Below are 24767 nucleotides of genomic sequence, written 5' to 3' on the forward strand. Positions count from 1 at the left end.
GGCCGGGGGCGTCGTGGCGTGCAGGATGCGGCTCAGCTGAGTTCGCCGGCTTCCAGCAGGTCCGTCACGAGTGCGGCGATCGCCGAACGCTCCGACCGCACGAGCGTGACGTGGCCGAACAGGTCGTGGCCCTTGAGGGTCTCGATGACCGATGCGATGCCGTCGTGGCGTCCCACCCGCAGGTTGTCGCGCTGTCCCACGTCATGGGTGAGCACGACGCGGGAGTTCTGCCCGATGCGGCTGAGCACGGTCAGCAGGACGTTCCGCTCGAGCGACTGCGCCTCATCCACGATGACGAAGGCGTCGTGGAGGGAGCGGCCGCGGATGTGCGTGAGCGGCATGACCTCGAGCATCCCCCGCGCGACGACCTCCTCGAGGACGTTGCCGGTGACGACGGACCCGAGGGTGTCGAACACCGCCTGACCCCAGGGGTTCATCTTCTCCTGCTGGTCGCCGGGCAGGTAACCGAGCTCCTGTCCGCCGACCGCGTAGAGCGGGCGGAAGACGATGATCTTCTTCTGCTGCTGCTGCTCGAGGACCGACTGGAGACCTGCGCAGAGGGCGAGCGCGGACTTGCCGGTGCCGGCGCGTCCGCCGAGCGAGACGATGCCCACCTCGGGGTCGAGGAGCAGGTCGATCGCGATCCGCTGCTCGGCCGAGCGGCCGTGCAGACCGAACACGTCGCGATCACCGCGGACGAGCTTGTACGAGCCGTCGCCGGTGACCCGGCCGAGCGCGGATCCGCGCTCGGAGTGGATCACGAGGCCCGTGTTCACGGGGAGACCGCGCACGTCCTCGCTGACGCCGATCTCGCTGTCGTAGAGGTCGCTGACCTCGTCGCCCGACAGGTCGATCGACGCGATCCCCGTCCACCCGGAATCGACCGCCTGCTCGGCGAGGTACTCCTCGGCGTGGAGGCCGAGGGAGGCCGCCTTGACGCGCATCGGCAGGTCCTTCGAGACGACCGTGACGGACTGCCCCTCCTGGCTCAGGTGCATGGCGACCGAAAGGATGCGGGTGTCGTTGTCGCCCAGCCGCATCCCCGCGGGGAGGACGGTCGGGTCGGTGTTGGTCAGCTCGACCCGGAGTGTGCCCTCGTCGCCGACGGGGACGGGGAAATCGAGCCGACCGTGCTCGACGCGCAGCTCGTCCAGGTGACGCAGCGCCTGGCGGGCGAAGTACCCGATCTCGGGATCGTGGCGCTTGCGCTCCAGCTCGGTGATCACGACGACCGGCAGCACGACGGAGTGCTCGGCGAACCGGAACAGTGCCCGCGGATCGCTCAGGAGGACGGAGGTGTCCAGCACATAGGTGCGGAGGTCCTGATCCTCGGCCCCCTCCATGGACTCGTCCTGGTAACGCTGCTTCTCAGGTGCTCGTGTGGCCACAACCCACTCCCGCCCCGGGTGGGAACCCACCCGGCAGTCACGAGTCGACCAGGGGTCACGAGTCGTGAGAGGCCGACCCGAACGGACGCTCTGCCCGTTGGGATGAACGTAGGCTCCCCCGGCGACACTCCGGGGCCACGACACGCCGCCTGATGTGTCCGACGTGTGAACTCTCCGTGTCAAGTGCACCGGCGGCATCCGCCCGTGTCGATCTCAGCTGCCGAAGCGCCGATCCCGGTCGCCGAAGTCGCGGATCGCGCGGAGGAAATCGACCTCGCGCAGGTCCGGCCCGAGCGCCTCGACGAAGTAGAACTCGCTGTGCGCGGACTGCCACAGCAGGAAGTCGCTCAGGCGCTGCTCCCCCGAGGTCCGGATCACGAGGTCGGGGTCCGGCTGACCACCGGTGTACAGGTGCTCGCCGATCTGCTCGGGGGTGAGGCTCTCGGCGAGCTCCTCCAGGGAGCCGCCCTTCTCGTTGTGCTTCGCGATGATGCTGCGGACGGCGTCGACGATCTCACCGCGGCCGCCGTAGGCGACCGCGAGGTTCACGTGGAGTCCGGTGTTCTCCCGGGTGCGCGCCTCCGCCGTCCGGAGGCCGTCGGCGAGGTCGGACGGCAGCACCTCGGCGCGACCGACGTGCTTCACGCGCCATCCCGGCTCGTGCGAGAGGGTCTCGGCGAGGTCGGCGATGATCTCGATGAGGTCCGTGAGCTCCTGCGAGTCGCGCTTGACGAGGTTGTCCGTCGAGAGCAGGTAGAGCGAGACGACCTGGATGCCGAGCTCGTCGCACCAGCGCAGGAACTCGTGCATCTTCGCGGCACCGGCGCGGTGGCCGTGCGACACGGTCGTGTACCCGAGCTGGCGAGCCCATCGGCGGTTGCCGTCGATCATCATCGCGACGTGGTGCGGAACCGTGCCCGCCTCGATCTCCCGCCGCAGCCTCGAGCTGTAGAGGCGGTACAGCAGTCCGCGTCCTTGGGTCGAAGGGGCGCGGGTCACAGGGCTACGCTACTCCGGCCGGGCGATCGGAGTGGGAGGGGCGCGTATTCAGTCGCCGGTATGACGGCGCGCGTAGGCTCGGGGACGTGACCCGAAACCTTCCCGACGACGGAGCCGAGATGCCTCAGCTGCCCCTCCTCGAAGCGGCGGCGGTCGACGAGCAGGTCGAGATCAGACCCACCTGGCGCGGGTGGATCCACGCGGGCACATTCCCCGTCGCGATCGTCGCGGGAATCGTCCTGATCGCGCTCGCGCAGGGAGCCCCGTCGAAGTGGGCGGCCGCCGTGTTCATGGCGACCTCGCTGATGCTCTTCGGCAACTCCGCGCTCTACCACCGTTTCGACTGGGGCCCGCGGACCAAGATCGTGCTCAAGCGCATCGATCACGCGAACATCCTCTTGCTCATCGCGGGGACGTACACGCCGATCGCCACCCTCGCCCTCGCCCCCGGTCAGGGGACGCTGCTGCTCGTCCTGGTGTGGTCGGGCGCCCTGCTCGGCATCCTGTTCCGGGTGTTCTGGATCAACGCGCCGCGCTGGCTCTACGTCGCGCTGTACCTGCTGCTCGGCTGGGCCGCCGTCATGTACCTGGGCGACCTGCTGCGCGCGAGCGTCGCGATGATGATCCTCGTGATCGTGGGCGGACTGCTCTACACCGGCGGTGCGATCGTCTACGCCCTGAAGCGCCCCAACCCGTGGCCGGGGCACTTCGGCTTCCACGAGATCTTCCACGTCTGCACGGTGCTGGCGTTCCTCTGCCACTGGACCGCGTGTCTGTTGATCTCGCTGTCGCCGCTCAGCCCCTCGCTGGGCCTCCCGGCGTGAGGTCCCCGGGTCCGTCCTCGTCGCGGGGCGCGTCCTCTCCACGAGCGGCTGCCTCCTCGGCATCCAGCATCTCGTTGACGTCCGACCGGTACTGAGCACGGCGGATGCGGCGCAGCATGTCGATCGCCAGGAGGACGATCACGATCGCCACCACCGCGATGGCGACGAATCCCGCGATGCCCGGCGTCACCAGCTCGGCGGGCGGTCCGGTCGGGGTGGGAGACGGGGTGGCTGCGAGCCCTCGCAGATCCGGCATGTGACCTCATTCCTCAGCCAGAGCGAATAGCCTGGGATCCCAGCCTAGAACGGATGCCGCATGACCCTGACCGACGTCGACCGCAAGCTCGCCGAGCGGTACGGGCGCACCCGGTCGGCGGCATCCCGCCGCATGACCTGGGTTCTCGTCGGTGTCGTCGCCGTCGCCGCGACAGGTCTTCTCGGCTGGTCGACCGTGTCGAATGCGATCAACTCGGTGGACGCCGACTCGACCGGATTCGCCGTCGTCGACGAGCACACCGTCGAGGTCCGATTCCAGGTGTCGATCAGACCCGACACGAAGGTCGCGTGTGCGCTCGAGGCGCAGGACCCGGATCACGGCATCGTCGGGTTCAGAGTCGTCGAACTGGAGTCCTCGGACGACCACACCCGTGCCCTGACCGAGCGCATCCGCACCACGGCCGAAGCCACGACAGGTTTTGTCCGCTCCTGCTGGATCCTCTAAGCTGGGATTTCTCGCGCCCCGGTGACTTGCCGGGGCGTTTGGCTTACCCATCGACCGCACCGGGAGATCACGTGTCCGAGACGTTCCTGACCCAGGAGGCCTACGACCGCCTCGCCGCCGAGCTCGAAGAGCTCTCGACGACGGGCCGCGAAGAGATCGCCAAGCGCATCGAGGCCGCCCGCGAAGAAGGCGACCTCAAGGAGAACGGCGGCTACCACGCGGCGAAGGACGAGCAGGGCAAGCAGGAGGCGCGCATCCGCACGCTCCAGCAGCTGCTGAAGGACGCGAAGGTGGGCGTCGCGCCCGAATCCGACGGCACGGTCCTGTCGGGAACCGTCGTCACTGCGATCGTCGCCGGCGGCGAAGAGGTGTTCCTCCTCGGCAACCGCGAGATCGGCGCGAACAGCGAGCTCGACGTCTACAGCGAGGCATCCCCTCTCGGCGAAGCCATCATGGGCCTGCGCGAGGGCGAGAAGACGAGCTACACCGCCCCGAACGGCAAGGAGATCTCCGTCGAGATCGTGAAGGTCGAGACCTACACCGGTCAGTGACCGACTCCGGTCAGTTCGGGACGACCGTCGGCGCGTAACCGGCGTCCTGCAGGATCGCGAGAACCTGAGCGCGGTGCTCCTCGCCGCGCGTCTCGACGCTCAGCTGCAGGATGACCTCGCTGATCTGCAGGCCCTGTCCGTGGCGGGTGTGCAGCACCTCGATCACGTTCGCTCCCACGACCGACAGAAGCTCGGACACCCGTGCGAGCTGACCGGGACGGTCGGGCAACGGGATCTGCAGGGTCATGTACCGACCGGAGGCCGCCAGGCCGTGCGCGACGACGCGCTGCAGCAGCAGCGGGTCGATGTTCCCTCCCGAGAGGATCGCCGCGGTCGGACCCGACGCGACGACCTTGCCGGTGAGGATCGCGGCCACGCCCACCGCGCCGGCGGGCTCGACGACCTGTTTCGCGCGCTCGATCAGTACCAGGATCGCGCGGGCGATGTCGTCGTCGCTCACCGTGACGACCTCGTCCACGAGGTCCCGGATGATGTCGAACGGGATCGTGCCCGGACGCTTCACGGCGATCCCGTCCGCGATCGTGGGCGACGTGTGCTCCGCGTCCAGCGGACGGCCGGCCAGGAGCGAGCCCGGGTATCCCGCGGAGTTCTCCGCCTGCACACCGATGACCCGGATGCTGCGACCTTCGGCGGCGGCGCGCGCCTTCACGGCCGCGGCCACGCCGGCGGCGAGCCCTCCCCCGCCGATGCCGACGACGACGGTCTCGAGCCCGGGGATCTCATCCATGAGCTCGAGGCCCAGGGTCCCCTGGCCGAGGATGATGTCGTGGTTGTCGTAGGGAGGGATGAACACGGCGCCGGTGCGCTCGGCGAACTCCTGCGCGAGGCGGAGCGGCGTCTCGACCGTCGCCCCCTCGAGGATCACGTCCGCGCCGTATCCGCGCGTCGCGAGGAGCTTGGGTACCGGCACGCCCAGGGGCATGAAGATGGTGGCACGGATGCCGAGGGTCTGCGCCCCGAGGGCGACCCCCTGCGCGTGGTTGCCGGCGGACGCGGCGACGACGCCGCGGGCGCGTTCCTCCTCGGTGAGGCGGGAGAGCCGGTAGGTCGCACCGCGGATCTTGAACGAGCCGGTGCGCTGGAGGTTCTCGAGCTTCAGGTGCACGGGAGCGCCGAGGACTCCTGACAGGAAGTCGGAGCCCTCCACGGGGGTGCGCGAGACGACACCGGCGAGCTCGGTCGCGGCGGCCTCGAACTCCGCCAGGGTGGGGGCGGCGATCTTCGCCTGTTCGCTCACGCGGTCATCCTCCTGCTTCGCGGCACGGTGCTCCAGATGAGGTCGTCAGGACCGGCATCCACGGGCTTCTCCCACCCTCGCCGCGAGAGGTAGAGCCAGACCACGTTGACGAAGGCCGCCAGCGGGACGGCGAACACCGCGCCCGCGATCCCGGCGATCATCGCGCCCCCTGCCACCGCCAGCACGACGGCCAGCGGGTGGACCTTGACGGCTGCCCCCATCAGGAGCGGTTGCAGGATGTGGCCCTCTATCTGCTGGACGCCGAGGACGATGACGAGCATCCAGAGGGCGACCCACGGCCCGTTGTAGACGAGGGCGAGGAACACGGCGAGAGCGCCCGTCAGCACCGCTCCCACGAAGGGGACGAACGCGCCGAGGAAGACCAGCACGCCGATCGGGGCCGCGAGCGGCACCCCGAGGAGGGCCGCGCCGACGCCGATCCCGATCGCGTCGATCGTGGCGACGAGCAGCTGGGTGCGGGCATAAGTGATCACCGTGCGCCATCCGGCCCGGCCGGCGCCGTCGACGGCGTCACGGGCGCGCTGGGGGAACAGCCGCACGACCCAGCGCCAGATGCCGCCGCCGTCGGCGAGGATGCAGATGAGGATGAACAGCGTCAGCAGGATGCCGGTGGCCACATGCCCGATCGTCGACCCGATCGCCAGCGCACCCGACCACAGCAGCTGCGCTTGCTCCTGGAGCATCCCGAAGCCCTGCCGGACGGCGTCGTCGATCTCGCGCCCGGTGAGGTGGAGCGGACCGTCGATGAGGTAGTCCCGGAACTGCCCGATCCCCGCGATCGTGCGGTTGCGAACGGATGCCGCATCCTGCGTGATCTGCCAGATCGCCACCCAGAGGAGTCCGCCGATGATGGCGACCGTGACGAGCAGGGTGATGATGAGCGCGAGCCAGCGCGGTAGACGCCGCAGCAGGAGGGTGAACATCGGCCACACGAGAGCGGTGATGAGGATCGCGGCCAGGAGCGGGATGATCAGCAGCCGCAGCTGGATGACGATCCAGACCATGACGGCGATCGCCGCCGCCAGGACGAGGAAGCGCCACGCGTAGGCAGTCGCGATCTTCAGGCCGCGCGGGACCGTCCCCGACACGTCGGTGGACACCGTGCGTGCACGGAGGGAGTCGAAGAAGCCGTTGCGGGGCTTGTCGTCGGTGCCGCTCACTGGCTCATCCTAGGACGCCCGGCCATGCGGGACGGCGCGCCTCCGCCCGGCGTCGCAGTCAGAACTGGATCCTCGGCGGCTCGGCGATCGCCGCACCGTCGACGACCTCGAAGAACTCCCGCTCACCGAAACCGAGCCGGCGGGCGAAGAGGTTGTTGGGGAACACCTTGATCTTCGTGTTCAGTTCGCGGACGCCACCGTTGTAGAAGCGGCGCGACGCCTGGATCTTGTCCTCGGTGTCGACGACCGCCTGCTGGAGCTGGAGGAAGTTCTGGCTCGCCTGCAGCTGCGGATAAGCCTCCGCGACGGCGAACAGCGACTTGAGCGCCTGCTGCATGTGGCCCTCGGCCACACCCGCGTCCGCGGGCGTGGACGCCGTGAGCGTCTCGGCACGCGCCTGCGTCACGTTCTCGAAGACGGCCTTCTCGTGAGCGGCGTAGCCCTTGACCGTCTCGATGAGGTTGGGCAGCAGGTCCGCACGGCGCTTGAGCTGCACCGTGATGTCGCTCCACGCCTCATCCACCCTCACAGCCAGGGCGACGAGGGAGTTGTAGGTGGCCCACAGGTAGACGCCGACGATGACGAGGAGGGCGACGACGACGAGGACCGGGATGAGGTATTCCATGAATCTCCGATCGATAGCCTCATCATCCTAACGACGGGGACGTCTCCTGTGCGGACCGCGAGCGTCTGTTCCCAGGCGTTGCACACGGGATGCGGCTTGTAGGGTCGCAGGTGTGACGGGTCTGCAGACGCATCGCTCCCTCCGCCTCGCCCTCGTCGGGATCGTGGTGGCCATCGCGGCATCCGTCCTCTTCCAGGTGGCACAGGACGGCTGGGTGCCGCTCCCCTCGATCAGCGCCTACTTCTACTCCCCCGCCCGAGGCGTGTTCGTCGGCGGCCTCACCGCTGCGGCCGTCGCGCTGCTGGCACTGTCGGGACGCGATGCGGAGTCGATCCTGCTCGACGTCGCCGCCGTCTTCGCCCCGCTCATCGCGATCGTCCCGACCGGCTATCGCGGGAGGGCGTTCGTGCCCGACGACGTCCTGCCGACCGTCCGCAACGGCGTGGGCGTCTACATCGTGATGGTCGCGGCTGTCGCCGTCCTGGGGATCGTGCTCGCCGCCCGGGGTGGGATCGCACGGCGGCGGGTCGTGATCGTCGGGAGCATCGCGGTGGTCACCGCGGCCTCGCTGGGCGTCCTCGCGTTCACGCCAGGACTCTCCCGGGGCTTTCCCTTCGCCGGGGGCGTCAACCTGCACCTCATCGCGACCGTCTGCTTCTTCGCGATGTTCGCCGCCGTTCCGCTCGTCACCGTGTTCGGCGGCGGAGAGCGCCCCTCATCCGTCTATCGGCGGGTGTACACGGCCGTCGCGGTCGTCATGGTGGCGGCGCTCGTCCTGACGATCATCGCCGCGATCCGGCATCCCCAGACCGTCGGAGTGCTCATCGGCGAAGCGATCGCCCTCGGCGCCTTCGCCGTGTTCTGGACGACCCAGACCATCGAACGCTGGCGGGATGCCGATCCCCCCAGCATCCTGGCGGGATGAGACCGTACCCCCACTGGGACTCGAACCCAGACTGAAGCGATTTTAAGTCGCCTGCCTCTGCCATTGGGCTATGGGGGCCCGTGGCCAGGGTATCCCGGCCGCAACGAGAACGACCCACGGCCGGCAGGCGCCGGACGGGGGTCGTTCGAAGGGGTCGATCAGCTGGCGACCGTGCCGGTCTTCTCCGCGGCGACCGACTTCGGGTCGATCGGGGGCGTCTCGGGAGCCGCCGGGCGCGGACGCGACGCGAACCGCTCGAAGACCTCGCGCGGGTTCTGCAGCGTCTCGAGCGAGACGTTGTCGCGGCCGAGCCAGAAGTTCTGCCACCAGTCGCCGACGACGCGGAACTTGCGCTCGAAGGTGGGCATGGCCAGGCCGTGGTAGCCGCGGTGCGCGATCCAGGCGAAGAAGCCCTTGACCGCGATCTTGCCGGACTGGAACACGCCGTTGTAGAGACCGAGGCCGGCGACGGCGCCCAGGTTCTTGTGGAAGTACTCCTTGGGCTCCTCACCCCGCAGCACGGCGACGACGTTCTTCGCGAGAAGCTTGCCCTGGCGGACGGCGTGCTGTGCGTTCGGGACGCAGAAGCCCCCCACACCGCCACCGCTCAGGTCGGGCACTGCCGCGACGTCACCGGCCGCCCAGGCACCCTCAACGAAGGCCTCGGGCGTTCCGACGCGGAGGTCGGCCCGCGTGTTGATACGACCGCGCTCCTCGACGGGGAGGTCGCTGCCGCGGACGACGGTCGGGTTCGCCATGACGCCCGCGGTCCAGATGATGACGTCGGTCGGGATGACCTGGCCGGTGGAGAGCTCGACGTTGCCGTCGACGGCGCCCTTCACCTGGGTGTCGAGGTGCACGTTCGCGCCGCGCTTGGCGAGGTCCTTCAGGACCCACTCGCTCGTCTTGAGCGACACCTCGGGCATGATGCGGCCCATGGCCTCGATGAGGTGGAAGTGGGTCTCCTCGAACGTGATGTTCGGGTAGTTCTTCAGCAGCGCACTGGCGAAGGCGCGCGTCTCGGCGAACACCTCGATGCCCGCGAATCCGCCGCCGACGACGACGACCGTGAGCAGGCGGTCCCGCTCGGGGCCGGCCGGGAGGTTCGCGGCGCGGTCGAAGTTGGTGAGGATGCGGTCGCGGATCGCGACGGCCTCTTCGACGGTCTTCAGCCCGATGGCGTTCTCGGCGATGCCGGGGATCGGGAAGGTGCGGGAGACGGCGCCGGCGGTGACGACGATCTGGTCGTACTGCTCCTGCCAGGGCTCGCCGTCCTCGGGGGTGACCGTGGCGGTCTTGCTCGCGTGGTCGATGCCGGTGATCTTCGCCGTCACGACGCGCGTGCGCTTAAGGTGACGACGGAGGCCGACCACCACGTGGCGGGCTTCGATCTCGCCGGCCGCGACCTCGGGGAGGAACGGCTGGTAGGTCATGTATGGAAGCGGGTCGACGATCGTGACCTCGGCCTCACCCTTGCGGAGGTGCTTCTCGAGCTTCCACGCCGTGTAGAAACCGGCGTAGCCGCCTCCGACGACCAGGATCTTGGGCACAGTGGTAGTCACAGTCGGAAGAACTCCTTGATTCAACGGCTCGGCGGTCGCGGGGTGCGCGCCGATCGGATGCGCCGGGCAGCAGCGGTGACCCCGAGCACGACCAGTATAGTCCCCAGGCTGAGAACGACGAGCGGCACCGTACCGTAGCGCAGCGTGTCACTGCTCGGCAGCAAGGGGGACACGGCACCGCTCGGGGGCTCGGCTGCGGGAAGCGGCGCGACCTCGTACGGCGTCGGCGTGGCGCTCGGCGCGGGAGAGGACTCGGCGCGACGGTACAGGCGGATCCAGTCGCGCAGGTCGTCCGCGGGGTTCGCCGAGACCGGGGGGACGGATGCCGTCACCGCTTTGGCGGCGTTGATGAGACCGTATCCGTACAGCGCACTGGGTACCTTCTTCACCCGGTCGGAGGGGGTCGCCGTCTTGATGAGCCTGTTGATGACGTTGCCCGCGCTCAGCTCGGGGTGGGCCGAGCGGACCAGCGCAGCGACACCTGCCACGATCGGAGCGGCGCCGCTCGTCCCATCCCAGATGACGAGGTCGCCGTTGGCGGAGACGCCCAGCAGTTCCTCGCTGGGGGCGGAGATGCCGATCGTGATGCCCTGAGTGGATGCCGTGTTGCTGGCGCGACCCTCGCGATCGACACCGCCGACGGTGAGGACGCCCGGGATCGTCGCCGGGGCGCCGACCTCCTCGGTGCCGCTCTCGCGATTGCCCGCGGCGACCACCACGACCACGTCGTGATCGAACGCGTAGAGGAAGGCGTCGTCCCACGCGCGATCCCAGTCGAGGGTGTTCGTGGTGAAGGAGAGGTTGATCACGTCTGCGCCATGGTCGACCGCCCAGCGGATCGCTTCGGCGACCTGATCGACGAAGGGCACGCTCGCGTTGTCTCCGAAGCCGATGGACAGCGACAGGAGGTCGGCTTCCGGCGCGACCCCCGTCATCCCCTTGTCGGGAGCGGTGCCGCGACCGGCCGCCAGGGACGCGACCCAGCTGCCGTGGTTGCGGTCATCGTCACCGACGGGGGTGCGACCGTCGGCCGTGCCCACGCCTGAGAAGTCGGCCCCGCCGACGACGGCACCGTCGAGTTCCTTCGGGCCTCGTCCGATGCCGGTGTCGATGACGGCGATCGTCGTCCCGGCGCCCTTGGTCGTCTTCCAAGCGTCGGCGATACCGTACTCCTTCAGCCAATACTCCATGTTCCGCACCGGGTCGATCGGGGCGGGCGACGGGGACGGCGTCGGTGCGGGCGCGGGCGCGGCGGCGGTCAGGAGGATGGACACTCCCACGACCGCGGCGGCGAGGGCGGCGCGGGCTCCCCTCATCCGGTCGTCCTCGGCGTCGCGCAGGTGCAGCGCTCGGGCGACCAGGTGCCGCGGGCGAGGGCGAGGTCGCCGATCGGGTTGACCCCGGGCCCGGCGGCGAGCGAATGGGCCGCGAGGGCGTGGAGGCACTTGACGCGGGTGGGCATGCCTCCCGCCGACACACCGGAGATCTCCTCGACCGAGCCGTGGACCTCCCGATCGGCGAGGTACGCGGCGTGCGCGGCCGCGTACGCGGTTGCGAGATCGTCATCCGCGGCGAGGTCGTCGTTGAGCTCGCGCATGACCTGCGTGGCCTCCAGCGCCGACATGGCCGCCGTCGCCCCCGGGTGGGTGAGGTAGTAGAAGGTGGGGAACGGCGTGCCGTCGGGGAGCCGCGGCTCGGTGGCCACCACCGTCGGGTTGCCGCAGACGCAGCGCGCCGCGATGCCGATGACACCGCGCATGGGCCGGCCGAGCTGTTCACGCATGGTGTCGTGGTCGGCAGCGGAGGCGGGCGTGAGCGTCGGATGGGGCACCGCTCAAGGGTACCCGGCGTCGCGCGCGGGGGCTGGGCGTCAGCCCGGGGCGACGGTCTTGGCCAGGCCCGCCTCGGTCACCGACCGCAGGAACTGGGTCATCCAGTCGTGCCGGGTCTCCTGCACACTCCCGCTGACGGGGCGCTGCTCGGGCTGGATCGTGTCCGAGGGCAGATCGTCCGCCACGAGGTAGACGACCTCGCCGGGGCGCCGGTAGTACAGCCGCTCGCGCGCCTGCGCGACGATGTACGCCTCGTCACGCCAGCGCTCGCGTTCCGTCTTCAGCTGCGCGATCTCGTCCTGCGTCGCCTTCACGTCGTGCGTCAGCGCGGCGATCTGCTGCCGCTGATCGACGTAGGTGCCGATCGTCGGCACGAGCACGAAGGCCGCCAGGACGACGAGGCCGAGCATGATCCCCATGAACCCCGACATCCGGATGCCGCCGACCCAGTCCCGGACGTCCACGCGACGCGTCGTGGAGCCTGCGTCGCGGGCGCGCCGACCGCGGGAGACACGGGAAGGGGGAGCCAATGGCGTGTCCATGGCTCCCCCTTCTCGTGGATGTCGGTGCAGTGCGCTCGCGGGTCAGGCGGTGAAGCGCGGGAACGCGGCGGCGCCGATGAACTCCGCTGCCTCGCCCAGGTCTTCCTCGATGCGCAGAAGCTGATTGTACTTCGCGACGCGCTCGCTCCGAGCGGGCGCGCCCGACTTGATCTGACCCGAGTTCACCGCGACGGCGAGGTCGGCGATGGTGGTGTCCTCGGTCTCGCCGGAGCGGTGCGAGAGCATCGTGGTGTAACCGGCGCGGTGCGCGACATCGATCGCGTCGAGCGTCTCGCTGAGCGTGCCGATCTGGTTCACCTTGACGAGGAGCGAGTTGGCCGCTCCCCGCTTGATGCCGTCGGACAGACGCTGCGGGTTGGTGACGAACAGGTCGTCCCCGACGAGCTGCACCTTCTTGCCGAGGCGCTCGGTGAGAGCGGTCCAGTTGTCCCAGTCGTCCTCGGCCAGCGCGTCCTCGATCGTGACGATCGGGAACGAGTCGACGAGGTCGGCGTAGTAGTCGACGAGCTGCTCGGCGGACCAGTCCTTGTTCTCGAGGCGGTAGACGCCGTCGTTGAAGAACTCGGTGGCGGCGACGTCGAGGCCGAGGGCGATCTCGCGCCCGGGGGTGAAGCCGGCCTTCTCGATCGCCTTGACGAGGAAGTCGAGGCCCTCGCGGTTGCTGGGGAGATCGGGGGCGAAGCCACCCTCGTCGCCCAGGCCCGTGGCGTAGCCGGCGGCCTGCAGTTCCTTCTTCAGGACCTGGTAGACCTCGGCGCCCCAGCGGAGCGACTCGGAGAAGCTCTCGGCGCCGATGGGGGCGAGGAAGAACTCCTGCATGTCGATGCCGTTGTCGGCGTGCTCGCCGCCGTTGATGACGTTGAACAGCGGCACGGGCAGGACGCGCGCGTTGGGTCCGCCGAGGTAGCGGTAGAGCGGGAGGTCGGCGCTGTCGGCGGCGGCCTTGGCCACGGCGAGCGAGACGCCGAGGATGGCGTTCGCACCGGTGCGCGACTTGTTCTCGGTGCCGTCGGTCGCGATGAGGATCTCGTCGACGATGCGCTGCTCGCTGGCCTCGACGCCCTCGATGGCGGGTCCCAGCTCGTCGATGACGGCGTTCACGGCCTTGAGGACGCCCTTGCCGCCGTAGCGGCTCTTGTCGCCGTCGCGGAGTTCGTACGCCTCGAAGGCGCCGGTGGACGCGCCGGAGGGGACGGCTGCGCGCTGGACGATGCCGTCGTCGAGCAGAACCTCCACCTCGACGGTCGGGTTGCCGCGCGAATCCAGGATCTCGCGTGCGCCTACTGCCTCGATCAATGCCACGGGGGTTTCTCCTTGCTTGTGGAGGATGGAACGGGAGCGTCGTCGGTCCGTCCTCGAGTCTAGTGAGGCGAGGGATGCCGCACAGGACCGCGCGTCACACGAGGATCGCGATCGCCACGCCGTCCCAGCCCTTGCGGTCGAGGGTCTGGAGCGCCGTCGCCTCGAACCGCGGATCATCGCGGAGAACCGCGAGTCCCGCCCGGACTCCGTCGACCTGGGCCCCGGCATCCGTCTCGACGACATGACCGGAACGCACGACGTTGTCGACGACGACCACCGTCCCTGGGCGACCGAGCCGCGCGGCCCAGTCGAGGTACAGCGCGTTGGATTCCTTGTCGGCATCGATGAAGACGAGGTCGAAGGGCTCATCGCCGGCGAGGGTCGGGAGGACGTCCGCACCGCGCCCTTCACGCACCTCGACCCGGTCGGCGACACCGGCGCGAGCCAGGTTGCGGCGCGCGACCTCCGCGTTGTGCGGTTCGGCCTCGATCGTCACGACGCGCCCACCCGCGGGCAGAGCGCGGGCGAGCCAGATCGTGGAGTACGCGCCGAGGGTTCCGACCTCGAGGACGCGCCGGGCACCGGCGATCCGCGCCAGCAGGTGCAGGAGCTTCCCGGTCAGCGGCGCCACCTCGATCTCCGGCATCCCCTCGTCGGCCAGGGAAGCGATCGAAGCGGACAGCGCCTCGTCGGGGGCGACCAGGGTGCTCGTCAGGTACGCGTCGACGTCGTTCCACCGCTCGGCGGTGGGGTCGTGGGGAGAGGGATGCGCCATGCCGCCACTCAATCGCCCCGCCGCCCGGCCGTCAATGCGGCGTAGGCGTTCAGCAGGCCCGCGGCGGTGGCCGCGTCGTCGACGGTGACCGTGAGCGTCTGCCCGTCGTGGCGGTGCACGCGGACGCCCTCACCCGACCGGAGGACGACGCCGCGGCCCTGCGCCGACCGGCGGATGCCCCACCCGCCGAACTCGCCCATGGGCGACACCTGGACGACCTCGGCCGACATGACGTCGTCGATCGGGACATGGACGCGGGGCCATCCGGCGGCCGACACCGCGGTGAGACCTTCGGGGTCGACGCGCACGTGGTAGCGGAGCGTCACGGCGAACAGGACCGCGAGCACGACGACGACGCCGAGCGAGATCCACGACGCCGCGGGGTCCGCCAGGAGCACGACCGGCACCGCCGCGGCGACCCCGATGACGGTGACGACCGAGAGCACGACGACTCCCGCGCGGGCCAGCGAGACGCCCTGCAGCCAGACCACCCGCTCCCCCGGTCGGACGTCCACCTCGGCGGAGGTGCCGCCCGGGGTGGGGCGCCACGGTGCGTGGGGTTGGATCGCCCACCCCACGGCGCCGGCGGCGAGCGCGGCGATCATGACGCCGGGCAGCAGGAGCGGGGGCAGCACCGCGGCGGCATCCGCTCGTCCCGTCTGGATGCCGAGGGTCGCCGCCCCCAGCCCCGCCACGAGCACCGCGATGAAGACCGCCACGGCGCCGAGCAGCCGGTACGAGGAACCGTGATCGCCCCGACGGAGACCACCGACGCCCAGGGCGAAGACCGCCACAGGGATCGCGCCTCCGATGAGAGCGGTGACGAGGGGCATCAGCCAGGACGGCGAGAAGCCGTTGGCCCGCCCGGTCCACCCCCAGTGGGTGGCGATGGTCGGCGGGACCTGCGGCAGCAGGACGAGTTGCACGGCGATCGAGGCGACGACGACGACGACCGGGATCACGAGAGCGACGAGGGTGAACCGGCGGCGGACGACGGTCGGGCGGTCAGTGGTCACGAGCAGCCTCCTTGACGAGGGCGGACAGGGTGTCGGGCGAAACGCCGAGGGATCGTGCGCGGTCGACCAGAGCGGTGATCTCCGCCCCGAGGCCGGCGAGGGCCGCACCGGCAGGGGTCACGACGGCGCCCCTGCCGCGGCGGAGGTCGACGAGCCCTTCGTCGCGGAGATCCTGGTAGGCGTGAAGCACGGTGTGGAGGTTCACCCGGAGCGCGTCGGCCACTTCGCGTGCGGCCGGGAGCCGCTCGCCGTCACTCAACCGGCCGGCGGTGATGTCGGCGCGGAGGGCATCGGCGATCTGCGCGAACAGCGGCACCGAGCTCTGGGGGTCGACACGGATCAACATGCACTAATTATAGCGCAACTATAACTATCAAGATGTTCTCCTCGGTTCGGTACGCTCACGCCGTGTCCTCCCCCGCCCTCGCTCGTCGTCTCGGGCTCGCCGACGCCGTGGTCATCGGTCTCGGCGCGATGATCGGCGCCGGGGTCTTCGCCGCGTTCGTCCCTGCGGCGCAGGCGGCCGGGACGGGACTCCTCGTCGGGCTCGGGATCGCCGCACTCGTCGCCTTCGGCAACGCCACCTCGACGGCGCAGCTCGCGGCGGTGCATCCGACATCCGGCGGCGTCTACGCCTACGGGCGCGCGGAACTCGGACCCTGGTGGGGCTTCATCGCCGGGTGGGGCTTCGTGATCGGGAAGACCGCCAGCTGCGCGGCGATGGCCCTGACGTTCGCCGCCTATGTCGCTCCCGCCGGGTGGGAACGCCCCGTCGCCGCGGGGGCGGCCCTCGCCCTCGGCGCGGTGAACCTCTTCGGCATCACCCGCACCGCTCAGGTGGCACGCATCCTCGTGACCATCGTTCTGCTGGCGCTCGGCGTCACCGCCGTCGCCGGGTTCGCCTCGCCGCCTGCGCAGACGGCGGCGACGGCGTCGGGGTGGTTCGGCCAGGGGTGGTTCGCCTCGGGGCCGCTCGGCATCCTCCAGGCGGCCGGGCTCCTGTTCTTCGCCTTCGCGGGGTACGCCCGCATCGCGACCCTCGGCGAGGAGGTCAGGGACCCCGCGAGGACGATCCCGCGGGCGATCGTCCTCGCCTTCTGCGGCGCACTGGTCGTGTACGCCGTGATCGGCGTCGCCGCCCTCCGCGTCCTCGGCCCGGACGGCCTCGCCGCCGCGACCGCACCCCTCGTCGACGTCGTCCGCGCCGCAGGATGGGATGCCGCCGCCCCGATCGTCCGCGTCGGTGCGGCCGCGGCATCCCTCGGCGCCCTGCTCGCCCTCATCGCCGGGATCGGACGGACCTCGTTCGCGATGGCCCGGGAGGGCGACCTGCCGCGGTTGCTCGCGGCGGTCGACCCGCGGTGGCACGTGCCGCGGAACGCCGAGATCGCCGTCGTCGCGGTGGTCGTGGTCATCGTCATGCTGGGCGACGTCCACGGGGCGATCGGTTTCTCGTCGTTCGGCGTCCTGACGTATTACCTCGTCGCGAACATCGGGGCCTTCCGCCAGCGGGGCGGAGCGCGGCGCTACCCGCGCATCCTGCAGGTCCTGGGCGGGGCCGGATGCGTCGCGCTCGTGGTCACCCTGCCATGGCCGTCTGTCCCCGTCGGGATCGCCGTGCTGGTGGTGGGACTGGGATATCGGATGCTGCGCCTTCGACGCCGGGCTGCCTGAGGGCGTTCCTCACGACCGGGACGAGCGCCTCCGCCGTCCGGCGATATCCGAGGGCGCTCGGGTGGAAGCGATCCAGGCTGAACATGCCGTCGGGGTCGATGCGGAAGAAGGGTCCGACGGCGCGTCGCAGGGACACGACCCCCGCCCCCTCCGCGCGGGCACGGTCTGCCTGAGCCGCAGCGAGCTGCTGCGACGCGCGCGACCCGATCGTCCGCAGCGGCTGCGGAACGGCACGGAGCGCGCCGAGGTCGGGGCAGGTTCCCACGACCACCGCCGCACCCGTCCTCCGGAGGCGGCGGACGGCATCGGCGAGGTGCCCGGTCGCCACCGGCACCGGCACGCGGTGCGTGACGTCGTTGCCGCCCACGACGATCACGGCGACGTCGGCGCGGTAGTCCTTGGGGAGCGAGGCGAGCTGCCCGGCGAGGTCGGCCGATTCGGCGCCGACCACGGCGGCCGTCCGCAGCCGGACGGGACGGTCGAGCTCGCCGGCGAGGCCCTTCGCGAGTCGGCCGCCGAGCGTCTCCTTGCGGTGCTGGGCCCCGAGCCCGGCAGCGATGGAGTCGCCGAGGAGCAGGAGGTCGACCGGCTCACCGCCGAGACCCGGCCGCCACACGCGGTCGGCCTCGGGCGGAGCATCGCCGAGCGGCTTGCCGATGCGCCGCCGGGCGATCGCGGCTTGCCGCGCCAAGCCGGCACGGGCGCCCAGCAGCAGTGCGCCGGCGACCACTCCGGCGGAGGCGATCAGGGTGAGTCGGGCCGGAACCCGCGTCGATCGTGGCACCCGCTGAGCACACACCCCGACGGTGAACGTCGCACGACGTCCCGGTGACGAGTCGGGGACGTCAGGCGCTTCCCGGCGAGCGCAGCGTGTCGACGGCGCCGGCGATCCGCTTCTCGCGGGTCTCCGCCTTCTTCGCCTCGACGACGGAGCGCACCATCTCCTTCCGGCGCGACGGCGCCAGGGCCTCGAAGGCAGCGCGGACCTGCGGCTCGGCATCCAGGGCGCGTTCCAGGTCTTCCGGGACCGCGACGGCACGATCCTCGCCGTCGAGGTCGATCTGCGCATCGACCTCGTCCCCGATCTCGACGCCGAGCTCGGCGCGCGCGGCCTTCGACATGCCGATGAGGTTTCGCCCGCCCATGACGCTCAGCCGCAGGCGTGCACGTCGCCCCCCGATCGTGACGACGACCGCGGCGCGCTTGCCGCCGCCGAGGTCCTCGACCTGCTCGTCGGTCAGTTCGATCGCGGTCGCGGGCCCGTTCTTCGGCAACACCGTGCGGACGTGGAGGGTCATGGCCGCACGCTAGCAGCGCGGACCCGCCGTGTCACCCGAGGGGGCGCGTCTCGAGCGCCGACGATTCGGCGCCGGCCGATACGGTCGCGAACGTTGTGTAGCCGTCGGCCGCGGAGCGCTCCAGCAGACCCTTGAGGTTCTTCGTGCGCTGCTCGAGGCGCACGCGGGCACCCTGCGAGACGAAGAAGGCCTTGTGGGTCGCCAGTTCCACGAGCGGGACGTCGCGATCGGCGATGAGGACGACGGCAGCGGATGCCGCATCCTCGGCCGCTCCCACGAGATCGACGATCCGCTCGAAGCCGATCGAGAACCCGACAGCGGGCACGTCCTGCCCGAGGAAGCGTCCGATCATGCCGTCGTAGCGACCACCGCCGCCGAGCGAGTACGACACCGACGGGTGCGCGAGCTCGTAGATCGTGCCGGTGTAATACCCCATGCCGCGCACGAGGAACGGGTCGAAGCGCAACGGCACGTCCGTCTCGCCGCGGGCGGCGGCGACGGCCTCGCCGATGCCGACCAGGTGCGCGACCACGTCATCGGGGACCCCGGCGGGCAGCGCCTTGCGGATCTGCGCCTCGCCGAACGGGAGGTACTCGCGAGTCTGCGGGCGGGTCAGGAACGCCTCCAGGGCGGCGACGGCGGGCTCGTCCGCGCCCCGGCCGCGGAGCTCGGCGACGACGCCCTCGGCACCGACTTTGTCGAGCTTGTCGATCGTGATGAGGACACCCGCGCGGTCGGCGTCGGCGAAACCGAAGACCGCCAGCATCGCGTCGAGCGCTCGGCGGTCGTTGATCCGGATCGTGCCGCCCTCGAGGCCGAGCGCATCGAGGACGTCGAGGCTCGCGGTGAGGAGCTCCACCTCGGCGCGCGGCGTCGCGTCGCCGATGATGTCGATGTCGCACTGCACGAACTGGCGGTAGCGACCCTTCTGGGGGCGTTCCGCACGCCAGACGGGCGCGATCTGGATCGCGCGGAACACCGACGGGAGCTGAGCCCGGTTGGTCGCGTAGAAGCGCGCGAGCGGCACGGTCAGGTCGTAGCGCAGACCGAGGTCGGACAGCGCCGCCGGGTCGCCCGCGGCATCCCGGATCGCGTCGGCGTCGAGACCGCGGCGGAGGACGTTGAACGCGAGCTTCTCGTTGTCGCCGCCGATCCCCGCGTGCAGACGCTCGTAGTCCTCGACGACGGGCGTCTCGATCTCGTCGAACCCGTGGGCGCGGTAGCGGTCACGGATGACGGCCAGGACGCGCTCGCGGCGGGCCTTGTCGGCGGGGAGGAAGTCGCGCATACCGCGCGGCGGGTTCACGGAGGGCACGGGTCCATTCTTCCAGACCGCGACGAGACGTCAGGAGGACTCGGCCGCACGCACCGCGTCGGCGAGGGTGCGCAGGCGCTGCCGCAGGGCGCGCTCGGCATCCCATCCCTCCGAACGGGCGAAAGCCACGAGGGCGAGGAGCGCGTCACCGAGCTCGGCTTCGCTCGCGAGCGCCGCCGGGGCAGGGGCGGGGACCACGTCCACCTGCGCCGCCTTCCCCAGCATCTTCTGGGCGAGCGCGAGCGACGGCATGTGCGTCGACACCCCGTCGAGCACGCTCGTGCGCGTCTTCTTCTCGGCGGCCTTCGCGGCGTTCCAGTGGACGAGGACCTCCTCGGGCGTGGTGGCGATCGCGTCGCCGAACACATGCGGGTGCCGGCGGATCATCTTCTCGGCGAGCGCGTCCGCGACGTCGTCGATGTCGAAGGGGTCACTCTCATCCCGGGACGCGATCTCGGCGTGGAAGAGCACCTGCCAGAGAAGGTCGCCGAGCTCCTCCTTCAGGTCGCCACGCGTCCCCGTCTCGACGGCATCGACGAGCTCGGCGGCTTCCTCCTGCAGGTACGGGACGAGGTCGTCGTGGCCGATCCGCTGCGTCCAGACGCATCGGTCGCGGACGGCGTGCATCGTCTCGGCGGCCCGGCGCAGAGCGTCGCTCGAGGCGGGAAGGGGGTGCGACATGACCGCAACGATACGAGGGATGCCGGGCCGCGGCATCCGTGCACCGCCCGACGTACCCTGGTCCGATGACTTCTCCCGTCTCCACGGTGCCTGCGGCCGGCGGGACCCGCGTCTCGATGTTCACGCTCTCCACGTTCGTCGTGGGATCGATGATCGGCGCCGGGGTCTTCTCGCTCCCCTCGACCTTCGCCGAGTCGACCGGTGTCGCCGGCGCGCTCATCTCTTGGGCGATCGCGGGAAGCGGGATGCTGATGCTCGCCCTCGTCTTCCACCGGTTGGCGCTCCGCCGTCCCGACCTCGACGCCGGGATCTTCAGCTACGCGAAGGCCGGTTTCGGCAACTACCTCGGCTTCTTCGCGGCGTTCGGTTACTGGGCGAGTGCATGCGTCGGCAACGTCTTCTACTGGGTGTTCATCACCTCCACCCTCGGCGGCGCCTTCCCCGCCCTCGGCGAGGGCAACACGGTCCTCGCCGTGGCGGTCTCCTCGGTCGGCATCTGGCTGTTCTTCCTGCTCATCCGCCGCGGTGTACGGCAGGCGGCCTCGCTCAACCGCATCGTGACGGTGGCGAAGGTCCTGCCGATCGTCGTCTTCGTCGTGCTCTGCCTGACGGTGTTCGACCCCGCCGTCTTCGCCGCGAACTGGGGCGGCGGCGACATGACCGGTCTCGGCGAGCAGATCCGGGCGACGATGCTCGTCACGGTGTTCGTCTTCATCGGAATCGAGGGCGCGAGCGTCAACTCCCGCCACGCCCGCCGTCGCAGCGACGTCGGGCGGGCGACCGTCCTCGGGTTCCTGAGCGTCCTCGCCGTCTTCGCCTCCGTGACGATAGTGTCGTACGGCATCCTGCCCCGCAGCGATCTCGCCGGGCTGCGGCAACCTTCGATGGGTGGCGTGCTCGAGCAGGCGGTCGGCGGCTGGGGCGCGGTCTTCGTCGCCGTGGCGCTCATCGTCGCCGTGCTCGGCGCCTACCTCGCATGGACGCTGATGGCCGCCGAGGTCCTCCTGTCGGCGGCGCAGGCCGGCGACCTGCCGGCCTTCCTGCGCCGGACGAACCGGAACGACACGCCCATCGGCGCGCTGACCCTCTCGACCGTGCTCGCGCAGGTGATGCTCGTCGTCGTCCTGTTCGCGCAGAACGCGTTCGACGCCGCGCTCGAGCTCACCAGCGCGCTCGTCCTCATCCCGTTCTTCCTCTCGGCGGCCTACGGGCTGAAGCTCGCGATCCAGGACGGTGCGTCCCGCCGTGCGGGCGAACTGGTCGTCTCCGCCGCCGCGACGCTCTACACGGCCTACCTGCTCTGGGCGGCCGGGCTCACCTACCTGCTGCTGTGCCTCGTCATCATCGTGCCGGGCACCGTCCTGTACGTGATCGGGCGTCGCGAGCAGAAGGCCCGCGTCTTCACCCCCGTCGAGCTCGGGCTGTTCCTCCTCGCCGCGGCCGGAGCGGTGATCGCCGTCATCCTCATCGCCACCGGGGCGATCTCGATCTGATCCGACCGCGGGTCGGCGTCGTGCGCCGTCATGGTGTCAGGAAGCCGCGGGAACCCCCGCTAGCGTGAGACGGTGCACGAACTCACGAACACCGAAGCGATCGACCTCGTCGGACGGTACGAGGCGGAGCAGAAGATCCCCGAACAGATGCGCGCCGACGTGCGCGTCCTCGGCTCGCTCCTGGGCCGCGTGCTCCGTGAGAGCGGCTCGCCGGGCCTGTTCGAGGATGTCGAACGCCTGCGCGTCGCCACGATCCAGGCCTACACCGACGACACCCCCGAGGCGTTCGCGCGGGCGGCCGCGATCGCAGACTCCTACACGCTGGAGCGGGCGGAGGAGGTCGCACGGGCCTTCACCTGCTACTTCCACCTCGTGAACCTCGCCGAGGAGCACCAGCGCGTCCGCATCCTCCGCGAGCGCGGCGGCCGCGTCGAGGAGAAGGACGCGAGCGACTCGATCACCGCCGCCTACCGGAGCCTGGCCGAAGAGATCGGTGAGGATGCCGCCCGCGAACGCCTGCAGGGCCTCCGCTTCCACCCCGTCTTCACGGCGCACCCGACCGAGGCACGCCGCCGGGCGGTGTCCTCCAGCATCCGACGTCTCGCCGAGCTCCTCGCCGACCGCGACACGACCGAGGCGGACAGCGCCGACCGTCGCCGCGCGGAGCGACGCATGCTCGAAGAGGTCGACACCCTGTGGCGGACCGCGCCGCTGCGCGCCGAGAAGCCGTCGCCGACCGATGAGGTCCGCTCGGTCATGGGCGTCTTCGACGAGACCCTCTACACCGCCATCCCGCACGTGTACCGCCGCGTCGACGACGCGCTGCAGGGCGAGGATGCCGGGGCCCGCCCGCCGCTCGTCCGCCCGTTCGTGCGCATCGGCTCATGGGTCGGCGGCGACCGCGACGGCAACCCGTTCGTGACGGCGAAGACGACCCGCAAGGCCGCCGCCATCGCGAGCGAGCACGTGCTCCTGGGCCTCGAGCGGACAGCGGGCCGCGTCGGACGCACCCTGACCCTGGACGCGACGTCAACCCCGCCGACGGCCGCCGTCCGGGCGCTGTGGCAGAAGCTCAAGGACGCCGACGAGGATGCCGCGGCGGAGATCGCCAAGCGCTCCCCCAACGAGCCGTACCGCCGCATCCTGCTGCTGCTCGCCCGCAAGATCGCGGCGACCCGCACCCGGAACGCCGACCTCGCCTACGCCGACCCGGAGCACCTGCTCGCGGACCTGCGGACCGTGCAGGACGCGCTCGTCCAGGCCGGTGCGCCCCGCCAGGCCTACGGTCACCTGCAGCAGCTGATCTGGCAGGTCGAGACGTTCGGCTTCCACCTGGCCGAGCTCGAGGTGCGTCAGCACTCCGCCGTGCATGCGAAGGTCCTCGCCGAGCTCGAGCAGGGCGGGTCCGAACGGTCGGAGCTGGCCGAAGAGGTGCTCGAGGTCTTCCGCACGATCGCGTTCCTGCAGGAGCGCTACGGCCCCCGCGCCGCGGGACGCTACATCGTCTCCTTCACCCGATCCGCCGACGACCTCGCCGCCGTGCACACACTCGCGCGGCACGCCGTCGGCCCCGACGGCACTCCCCCGGTGCTCGACGTGATCCCGCTGTTCGAGACGTTCGCGGACCTGCAGGCGGCCCCCGGCATCCTGGCGGAGATCGTGGAGCACCCGCAGTTCGCGTCGCGCCTCGCGTCGACCGGCCGGCGACTCGAGGTCATGCTCGGGTACTCCGACTCGTCGAAGGACGTGGGGCCCGTCGCCGCGAACCTCGCGCTGTACGAGGCGCAGGCCGAGATCTCGGGGTGGGCGGTCGCACAGGGGATCGAGCTCACCCTCTTCCACGGTCGCGGCGGTGCCCTCGGGCGCGGTGGCGGCCCCGCGAACTCCGCGATCCTCGCGCAGCCGCCGCATTCCGTCGACGGACGCTTCAAGCTGACCGAGCAGGGCGAGGTCATCTTCGCCCGCTACGGCGACCGCGCGATCGCGATGCGGCACATCGACCAGGTCGCCGGAGCGATGCTCATGGCCTCGGCGCCGTCGATCGAGGAGCGCAACCGGTCGGCCGCCGAACGCTACGCAGACGTGGCCCGGGTGATGGATGCAGCATCCCGGGAACGGTTCTTCTCACTCGTCAAGGCGCCCGGGTTCGCGCCGTGGTTCGCGCAGGTCACGCCGATGGAGGAGATCGGGCTCCTCGCCCTCGGGTCGCGTCCTGCACGCCGCGGCCTGTCGGTCGAGTCCCTCGAGGACCTCCGCGCCATCCCGTGGGTGTTCGCGTGGACGCAGGCGCGCATCAACCTCGCCGGCTGGTTCGGCCTCGGCACGGCGCTCGACGCCGTAGGTGACGAGGATGCCCTCCGCGAGGCATACGAGCAGTGGCCGCTGTTCCGCACCCTCATCGACAACGTCGCGATGAGCCTCGCCAAGACGGACGACCGCATCGCGCGGCACTACCTCGAGCTCGGCGACCGCGACGACCTCGCCTCGCTCGTCCGCGACGAGATGGCGCTCACCCGCTCGTGGGTCGTCAAGCTCACCGGCGGGACCGGACTCCTCTCCAACCGTCCGGTCCTCGGCCGTGCGGTGAAGATGCGGAGCCCGTACGTCGACGCCCTGTCGCTCCTCCAGCTGCGGGCGCTCCGCGGCCTGCGCGACGCGGCGGGCGGCGAGGTCGACCCCGATCTGCAGCGTCTGCTGCTGCTCTCGGTGTCGGGGGTCGCCGCCGGCCTGCAGAACACCGGCTGACCCCCCTGCGATCGACGAACGCCCCGCTCCGACACGTCG

25 protein-coding genes and 1 tRNA gene are annotated in these 24767 nt (G+C 70.7%); 7 read left to right on the forward strand and 19 right to left on the reverse strand.

Features of this window, described 5'->3' with window-relative positions; genetic code table 11:
- Positions 1 to 32: 32 nt before the first annotated feature.
- The gene (locus BLR68_RS01885; protein ID WP_018188330.1) at positions 33 to 1343 is read right to left on the reverse strand and encodes a PhoH family protein; all 1311 of its coding nucleotides are present in this window, start codon (positions 1341 to 1343) and stop codon (positions 33 to 35) included.
- 258 nt (positions 1344 to 1601) lie between these two features.
- Complete coding sequence (locus tag BLR68_RS01890; RefSeq protein ID WP_018188331.1) at positions 1602 to 2387, reverse strand: isoprenyl transferase; 786 nt, start codon at positions 2385 to 2387, stop codon at positions 1602 to 1604.
- A gap of 119 nt (positions 2388 to 2506) precedes the next feature.
- On the opposite strand from BLR68_RS01890, the gene BLR68_RS01895 reads away from it, so the two are divergent.
- A complete protein-coding gene (locus tag BLR68_RS01895; RefSeq protein WP_026302990.1) occupies positions 2507 to 3211 on the forward strand; it encodes a PAQR family membrane homeostasis protein TrhA in 705 nt (234 codons plus the stop codon).
- On the opposite strand, the gene BLR68_RS01900 is transcribed toward BLR68_RS01895, so the two are convergent.
- A complete protein-coding gene (locus BLR68_RS01900; protein ID WP_018188333.1) occupies positions 3183 to 3467 on the reverse strand; it encodes a hypothetical protein in 285 nt (94 codons plus the stop codon). The two genes, BLR68_RS01895 and BLR68_RS01900, sit on opposite strands and share 29 nt — an antisense overlap.
- A 60-nt stretch (positions 3468 to 3527) precedes the next feature.
- Between BLR68_RS01900 and BLR68_RS01905 the strand changes: the two genes are divergently transcribed.
- Positions 3528 to 3932 (forward strand): DUF4307 domain-containing protein, encoded by a 405-nt coding sequence (locus tag BLR68_RS01905; protein ID WP_018188334.1) that lies wholly within the window; start codon positions 3528 to 3530, stop codon positions 3930 to 3932.
- 71 nt (positions 3933 to 4003) lie between these two features.
- On the forward strand, positions 4004 to 4483 hold the full coding sequence (greA, locus tag BLR68_RS01910; protein ID WP_018188335.1) for a transcription elongation factor GreA: 480 nt from the start codon (positions 4004 to 4006) through the stop codon (positions 4481 to 4483).
- A gap of 10 nt (positions 4484 to 4493) precedes the next feature.
- Here the strand turns inward: greA and ilvA are convergent, their stop codons facing one another.
- The 3 genes from ilvA to BLR68_RS01925 are packed head-to-tail and all read right to left on the reverse strand — an operon-like array spanning position 4494 to position 7547.
- The gene (gene ilvA, locus BLR68_RS01915; RefSeq protein ID WP_018188336.1) at positions 4494 to 5741 is read right to left on the reverse strand and encodes a threonine ammonia-lyase; all 1248 of its coding nucleotides are present in this window, start codon (positions 5739 to 5741) and stop codon (positions 4494 to 4496) included.
- Positions 5738 to 6922, reverse strand: coding sequence for an AI-2E family transporter (locus BLR68_RS01920; RefSeq protein WP_018188337.1), 1185 nt, complete (start codon positions 6920 to 6922; stop codon positions 5738 to 5740). Before BLR68_RS01920 ends, ilvA begins: the two co-directional genes overlap by 4 nt.
- A 58-nt stretch (positions 6923 to 6980) precedes the next feature.
- Positions 6981 to 7547, reverse strand: coding sequence for a LemA family protein (locus tag BLR68_RS01925; RefSeq protein WP_018188338.1), 567 nt, complete (start codon positions 7545 to 7547; stop codon positions 6981 to 6983).
- Positions 7548 to 7659: 112 nt separating this feature from the next.
- On the opposite strand from BLR68_RS01925, the gene BLR68_RS01930 reads away from it, so the two are divergent.
- Positions 7660 to 8472 (forward strand): hypothetical protein, encoded by an 813-nt coding sequence (locus tag BLR68_RS01930; RefSeq protein WP_018188339.1) that lies wholly within the window; start codon positions 7660 to 7662, stop codon positions 8470 to 8472.
- A gap of 5 nt (positions 8473 to 8477) precedes the next feature.
- Here BLR68_RS01930 and BLR68_RS01935 read toward each other — a convergent pair.
- The 9 genes from BLR68_RS01935 to BLR68_RS01975 form a co-directional block, all read right to left on the reverse strand.
- A tRNA-Leu gene (locus tag BLR68_RS01935) sits at positions 8478 to 8550 on the reverse strand.
- Between the two features lie 80 nt (positions 8551 to 8630).
- Positions 8631 to 10034, reverse strand: coding sequence for an NAD(P)/FAD-dependent oxidoreductase (locus BLR68_RS01940; RefSeq protein WP_371129970.1), 1404 nt, complete (start codon positions 10032 to 10034; stop codon positions 8631 to 8633).
- Positions 10035 to 10054: 20 nt separating this feature from the next.
- Positions 10055 to 11350, reverse strand: a complete 1296-nt coding sequence (locus BLR68_RS01945; RefSeq protein ID WP_018188341.1) for a S8 family serine peptidase — start codon at positions 11348 to 11350, stop codon at positions 10055 to 10057.
- Positions 11347 to 11817, reverse strand: coding sequence for a DUF501 domain-containing protein (locus tag BLR68_RS01950; RefSeq protein ID WP_040570636.1), 471 nt, complete (start codon positions 11815 to 11817; stop codon positions 11347 to 11349). Before BLR68_RS01950 ends, BLR68_RS01945 begins: the two co-directional genes overlap by 4 nt.
- Positions 11818 to 11904: 87 nt before the next feature.
- Positions 11905 to 12408 (reverse strand): FtsB family cell division protein, encoded by a 504-nt coding sequence (locus BLR68_RS01955; RefSeq protein WP_256335294.1) that lies wholly within the window; start codon positions 12406 to 12408, stop codon positions 11905 to 11907.
- 42 nt (positions 12409 to 12450) lie between these two features.
- Positions 12451 to 13731, reverse strand: a complete 1281-nt coding sequence (eno, locus tag BLR68_RS01960; protein ID WP_018188344.1) for a phosphopyruvate hydratase — start codon at positions 13729 to 13731, stop codon at positions 12451 to 12453.
- A 94-nt stretch (positions 13732 to 13825) separates the two neighbouring features.
- On the reverse strand, positions 13826 to 14506 hold the full coding sequence (locus BLR68_RS01965; RefSeq protein WP_018188345.1) for an O-methyltransferase: 681 nt from the start codon (positions 14504 to 14506) through the stop codon (positions 13826 to 13828).
- Between the two features lie 8 nt (positions 14507 to 14514).
- Entirely contained in the window at positions 14515 to 15522 is a 1008-nt protein-coding gene (locus BLR68_RS01970) for a DUF1648 domain-containing protein (protein ID WP_018188346.1), read from the reverse strand.
- On the reverse strand, positions 15512 to 15868 hold the full coding sequence (locus tag BLR68_RS01975; protein ID WP_018188347.1) for a GntR family transcriptional regulator: 357 nt from the start codon (positions 15866 to 15868) through the stop codon (positions 15512 to 15514). The genes BLR68_RS01970 and BLR68_RS01975 overlap by 11 nt, the downstream gene beginning before the upstream one ends.
- A 32-nt stretch (positions 15869 to 15900) precedes the next feature.
- On the opposite strand from BLR68_RS01975, the gene BLR68_RS01980 reads away from it, so the two are divergent.
- The gene (locus BLR68_RS01980; protein WP_143015715.1) at positions 15901 to 17196 is read left to right on the forward strand and encodes an APC family permease; all 1296 of its coding nucleotides are present in this window, start codon (positions 15901 to 15903) and stop codon (positions 17194 to 17196) included.
- Here the strand turns inward: BLR68_RS01980 and BLR68_RS01985 are convergent.
- The 4 genes from BLR68_RS01985 to BLR68_RS02000 all read right to left on the reverse strand — a co-directional run bounded on the left by BLR68_RS01985 (position 17102) and on the right by BLR68_RS02000 (position 20490).
- Positions 17102 to 17980 carry an SGNH/GDSL hydrolase family protein gene (locus BLR68_RS01985; RefSeq protein WP_371129971.1) on the reverse strand — a complete coding sequence of 293 codons (879 nt, stop codon included), beginning with the start codon at positions 17978 to 17980 and terminating at the stop codon, positions 17102 to 17104. The two genes, BLR68_RS01980 and BLR68_RS01985, sit on opposite strands and share 95 nt — an antisense overlap.
- A gap of 61 nt (positions 17981 to 18041) precedes the next feature.
- On the reverse strand, positions 18042 to 18494 hold the full coding sequence (locus BLR68_RS01990; RefSeq protein WP_018188350.1) for a YdeI/OmpD-associated family protein: 453 nt from the start codon (positions 18492 to 18494) through the stop codon (positions 18042 to 18044).
- Between the two features lie 31 nt (positions 18495 to 18525).
- Positions 18526 to 19782, reverse strand: coding sequence for a histidine--tRNA ligase (locus tag BLR68_RS01995; protein ID WP_018188351.1), 1257 nt, complete (start codon positions 19780 to 19782; stop codon positions 18526 to 18528).
- A 57-nt stretch (positions 19783 to 19839) separates the two neighbouring features.
- A complete protein-coding gene (locus BLR68_RS02000; RefSeq protein ID WP_018188352.1) occupies positions 19840 to 20490 on the reverse strand; it encodes a nucleoside triphosphate pyrophosphohydrolase in 651 nt (216 codons plus the stop codon).
- A 65-nt stretch (positions 20491 to 20555) separates the two neighbouring features.
- Here BLR68_RS02000 and BLR68_RS02005 point away from each other — a divergent pair, with 65 nt between their 5' ends.
- Both BLR68_RS02005 and BLR68_RS02010 read left to right on the forward strand, forming a co-directional pair.
- A complete protein-coding gene (locus BLR68_RS02005; protein WP_018188353.1) occupies positions 20556 to 21983 on the forward strand; it encodes a basic amino acid/polyamine antiporter in 1428 nt (475 codons plus the stop codon).
- Between the two features lie 72 nt (positions 21984 to 22055).
- Positions 22056 to 24728, forward strand: a complete 2673-nt coding sequence (locus tag BLR68_RS02010) for a phosphoenolpyruvate carboxylase (protein ID WP_018188354.1) — start codon at positions 22056 to 22058, stop codon at positions 24726 to 24728.
- Positions 24729 to 24767: the final 39 nt, after the last annotated feature.

This window comes from Microbacterium sp. 77mftsu3.1 (assembly GCF_900100525.1).
Lineage (GTDB): Bacteria > Actinomycetota > Actinomycetes > Actinomycetales > Microbacteriaceae > Microbacterium > Microbacterium aquilitoris.

Excerpts from the sequence above, each read along its gene's own strand:
- BLR68_RS01965 (WP_018188345.1), bottom strand. The coding sequence starts at position 14,506 with ATGGCGCATCCCTCTCCCCACGACCCCACCGCCGAGCGGTGGAACGAC.
- BLR68_RS02000 (WP_018188352.1), bottom strand. The coding sequence starts at position 20,490 with ATGTCGCACCCCCTTCCCGCCTCGAGCGACGCTCTGCGCCGGGCCGCC.
- BLR68_RS01955 (WP_256335294.1), bottom strand. The coding sequence starts at position 12,408 with ATGGACACGCCATTGGCTCCCCCTTCCCGTGTCTCCCGCGGTCGGCGC.
- BLR68_RS02005 (WP_018188353.1), top strand. The coding sequence starts at position 20,556 with ATGACTTCTCCCGTCTCCACGGTGCCTGCGGCCGGCGGGACCCGCGTC.
- BLR68_RS01905 (WP_018188334.1), top strand. The coding sequence starts at position 3,528 with ATGACCCTGACCGACGTCGACCGCAAGCTCGCCGAGCGGTACGGGCGC.
- BLR68_RS01885 (WP_018188330.1), bottom strand. The coding sequence starts at position 1,343 with ATGGAGGGGGCCGAGGATCAGGACCTCCGCACCTATGTGCTGGACACC.
- BLR68_RS01950 (WP_040570636.1), bottom strand. The coding sequence starts at position 11,817 with ATGCGTGAACAGCTCGGCCGGCCCATGCGCGGTGTCATCGGCATCGCG.
- BLR68_RS01895 (WP_026302990.1), top strand. The coding sequence starts at position 2,507 with ATGCCTCAGCTGCCCCTCCTCGAAGCGGCGGCGGTCGACGAGCAGGTC.
- BLR68_RS01975 (WP_018188347.1), bottom strand. The coding sequence starts at position 15,868 with ATGTTGATCCGTGTCGACCCCCAGAGCTCGGTGCCGCTGTTCGCGCAG.
- BLR68_RS01980 (WP_143015715.1), top strand. The coding sequence starts at position 15,901 with ATGTTCTCCTCGGTTCGGTACGCTCACGCCGTGTCCTCCCCCGCCCTC.
- BLR68_RS01900 (WP_018188333.1), bottom strand. The coding sequence starts at position 3,467 with ATGCCGGATCTGCGAGGGCTCGCAGCCACCCCGTCTCCCACCCCGACC.
- BLR68_RS01925 (WP_018188338.1), bottom strand. The coding sequence starts at position 7,547 with ATGGAATACCTCATCCCGGTCCTCGTCGTCGTCGCCCTCCTCGTCATC.
- BLR68_RS01995 (WP_018188351.1), bottom strand. The coding sequence starts at position 19,782 with ATGCGCGACTTCCTCCCCGCCGACAAGGCCCGCCGCGAGCGCGTCCTG.
- BLR68_RS01990 (WP_018188350.1), bottom strand. The coding sequence starts at position 18,494 with ATGACCCTCCACGTCCGCACGGTGTTGCCGAAGAACGGGCCCGCGACC.
- BLR68_RS01945 (WP_018188341.1), bottom strand. The coding sequence starts at position 11,350 with ATGAGGGGAGCCCGCGCCGCCCTCGCCGCCGCGGTCGTGGGAGTGTCC.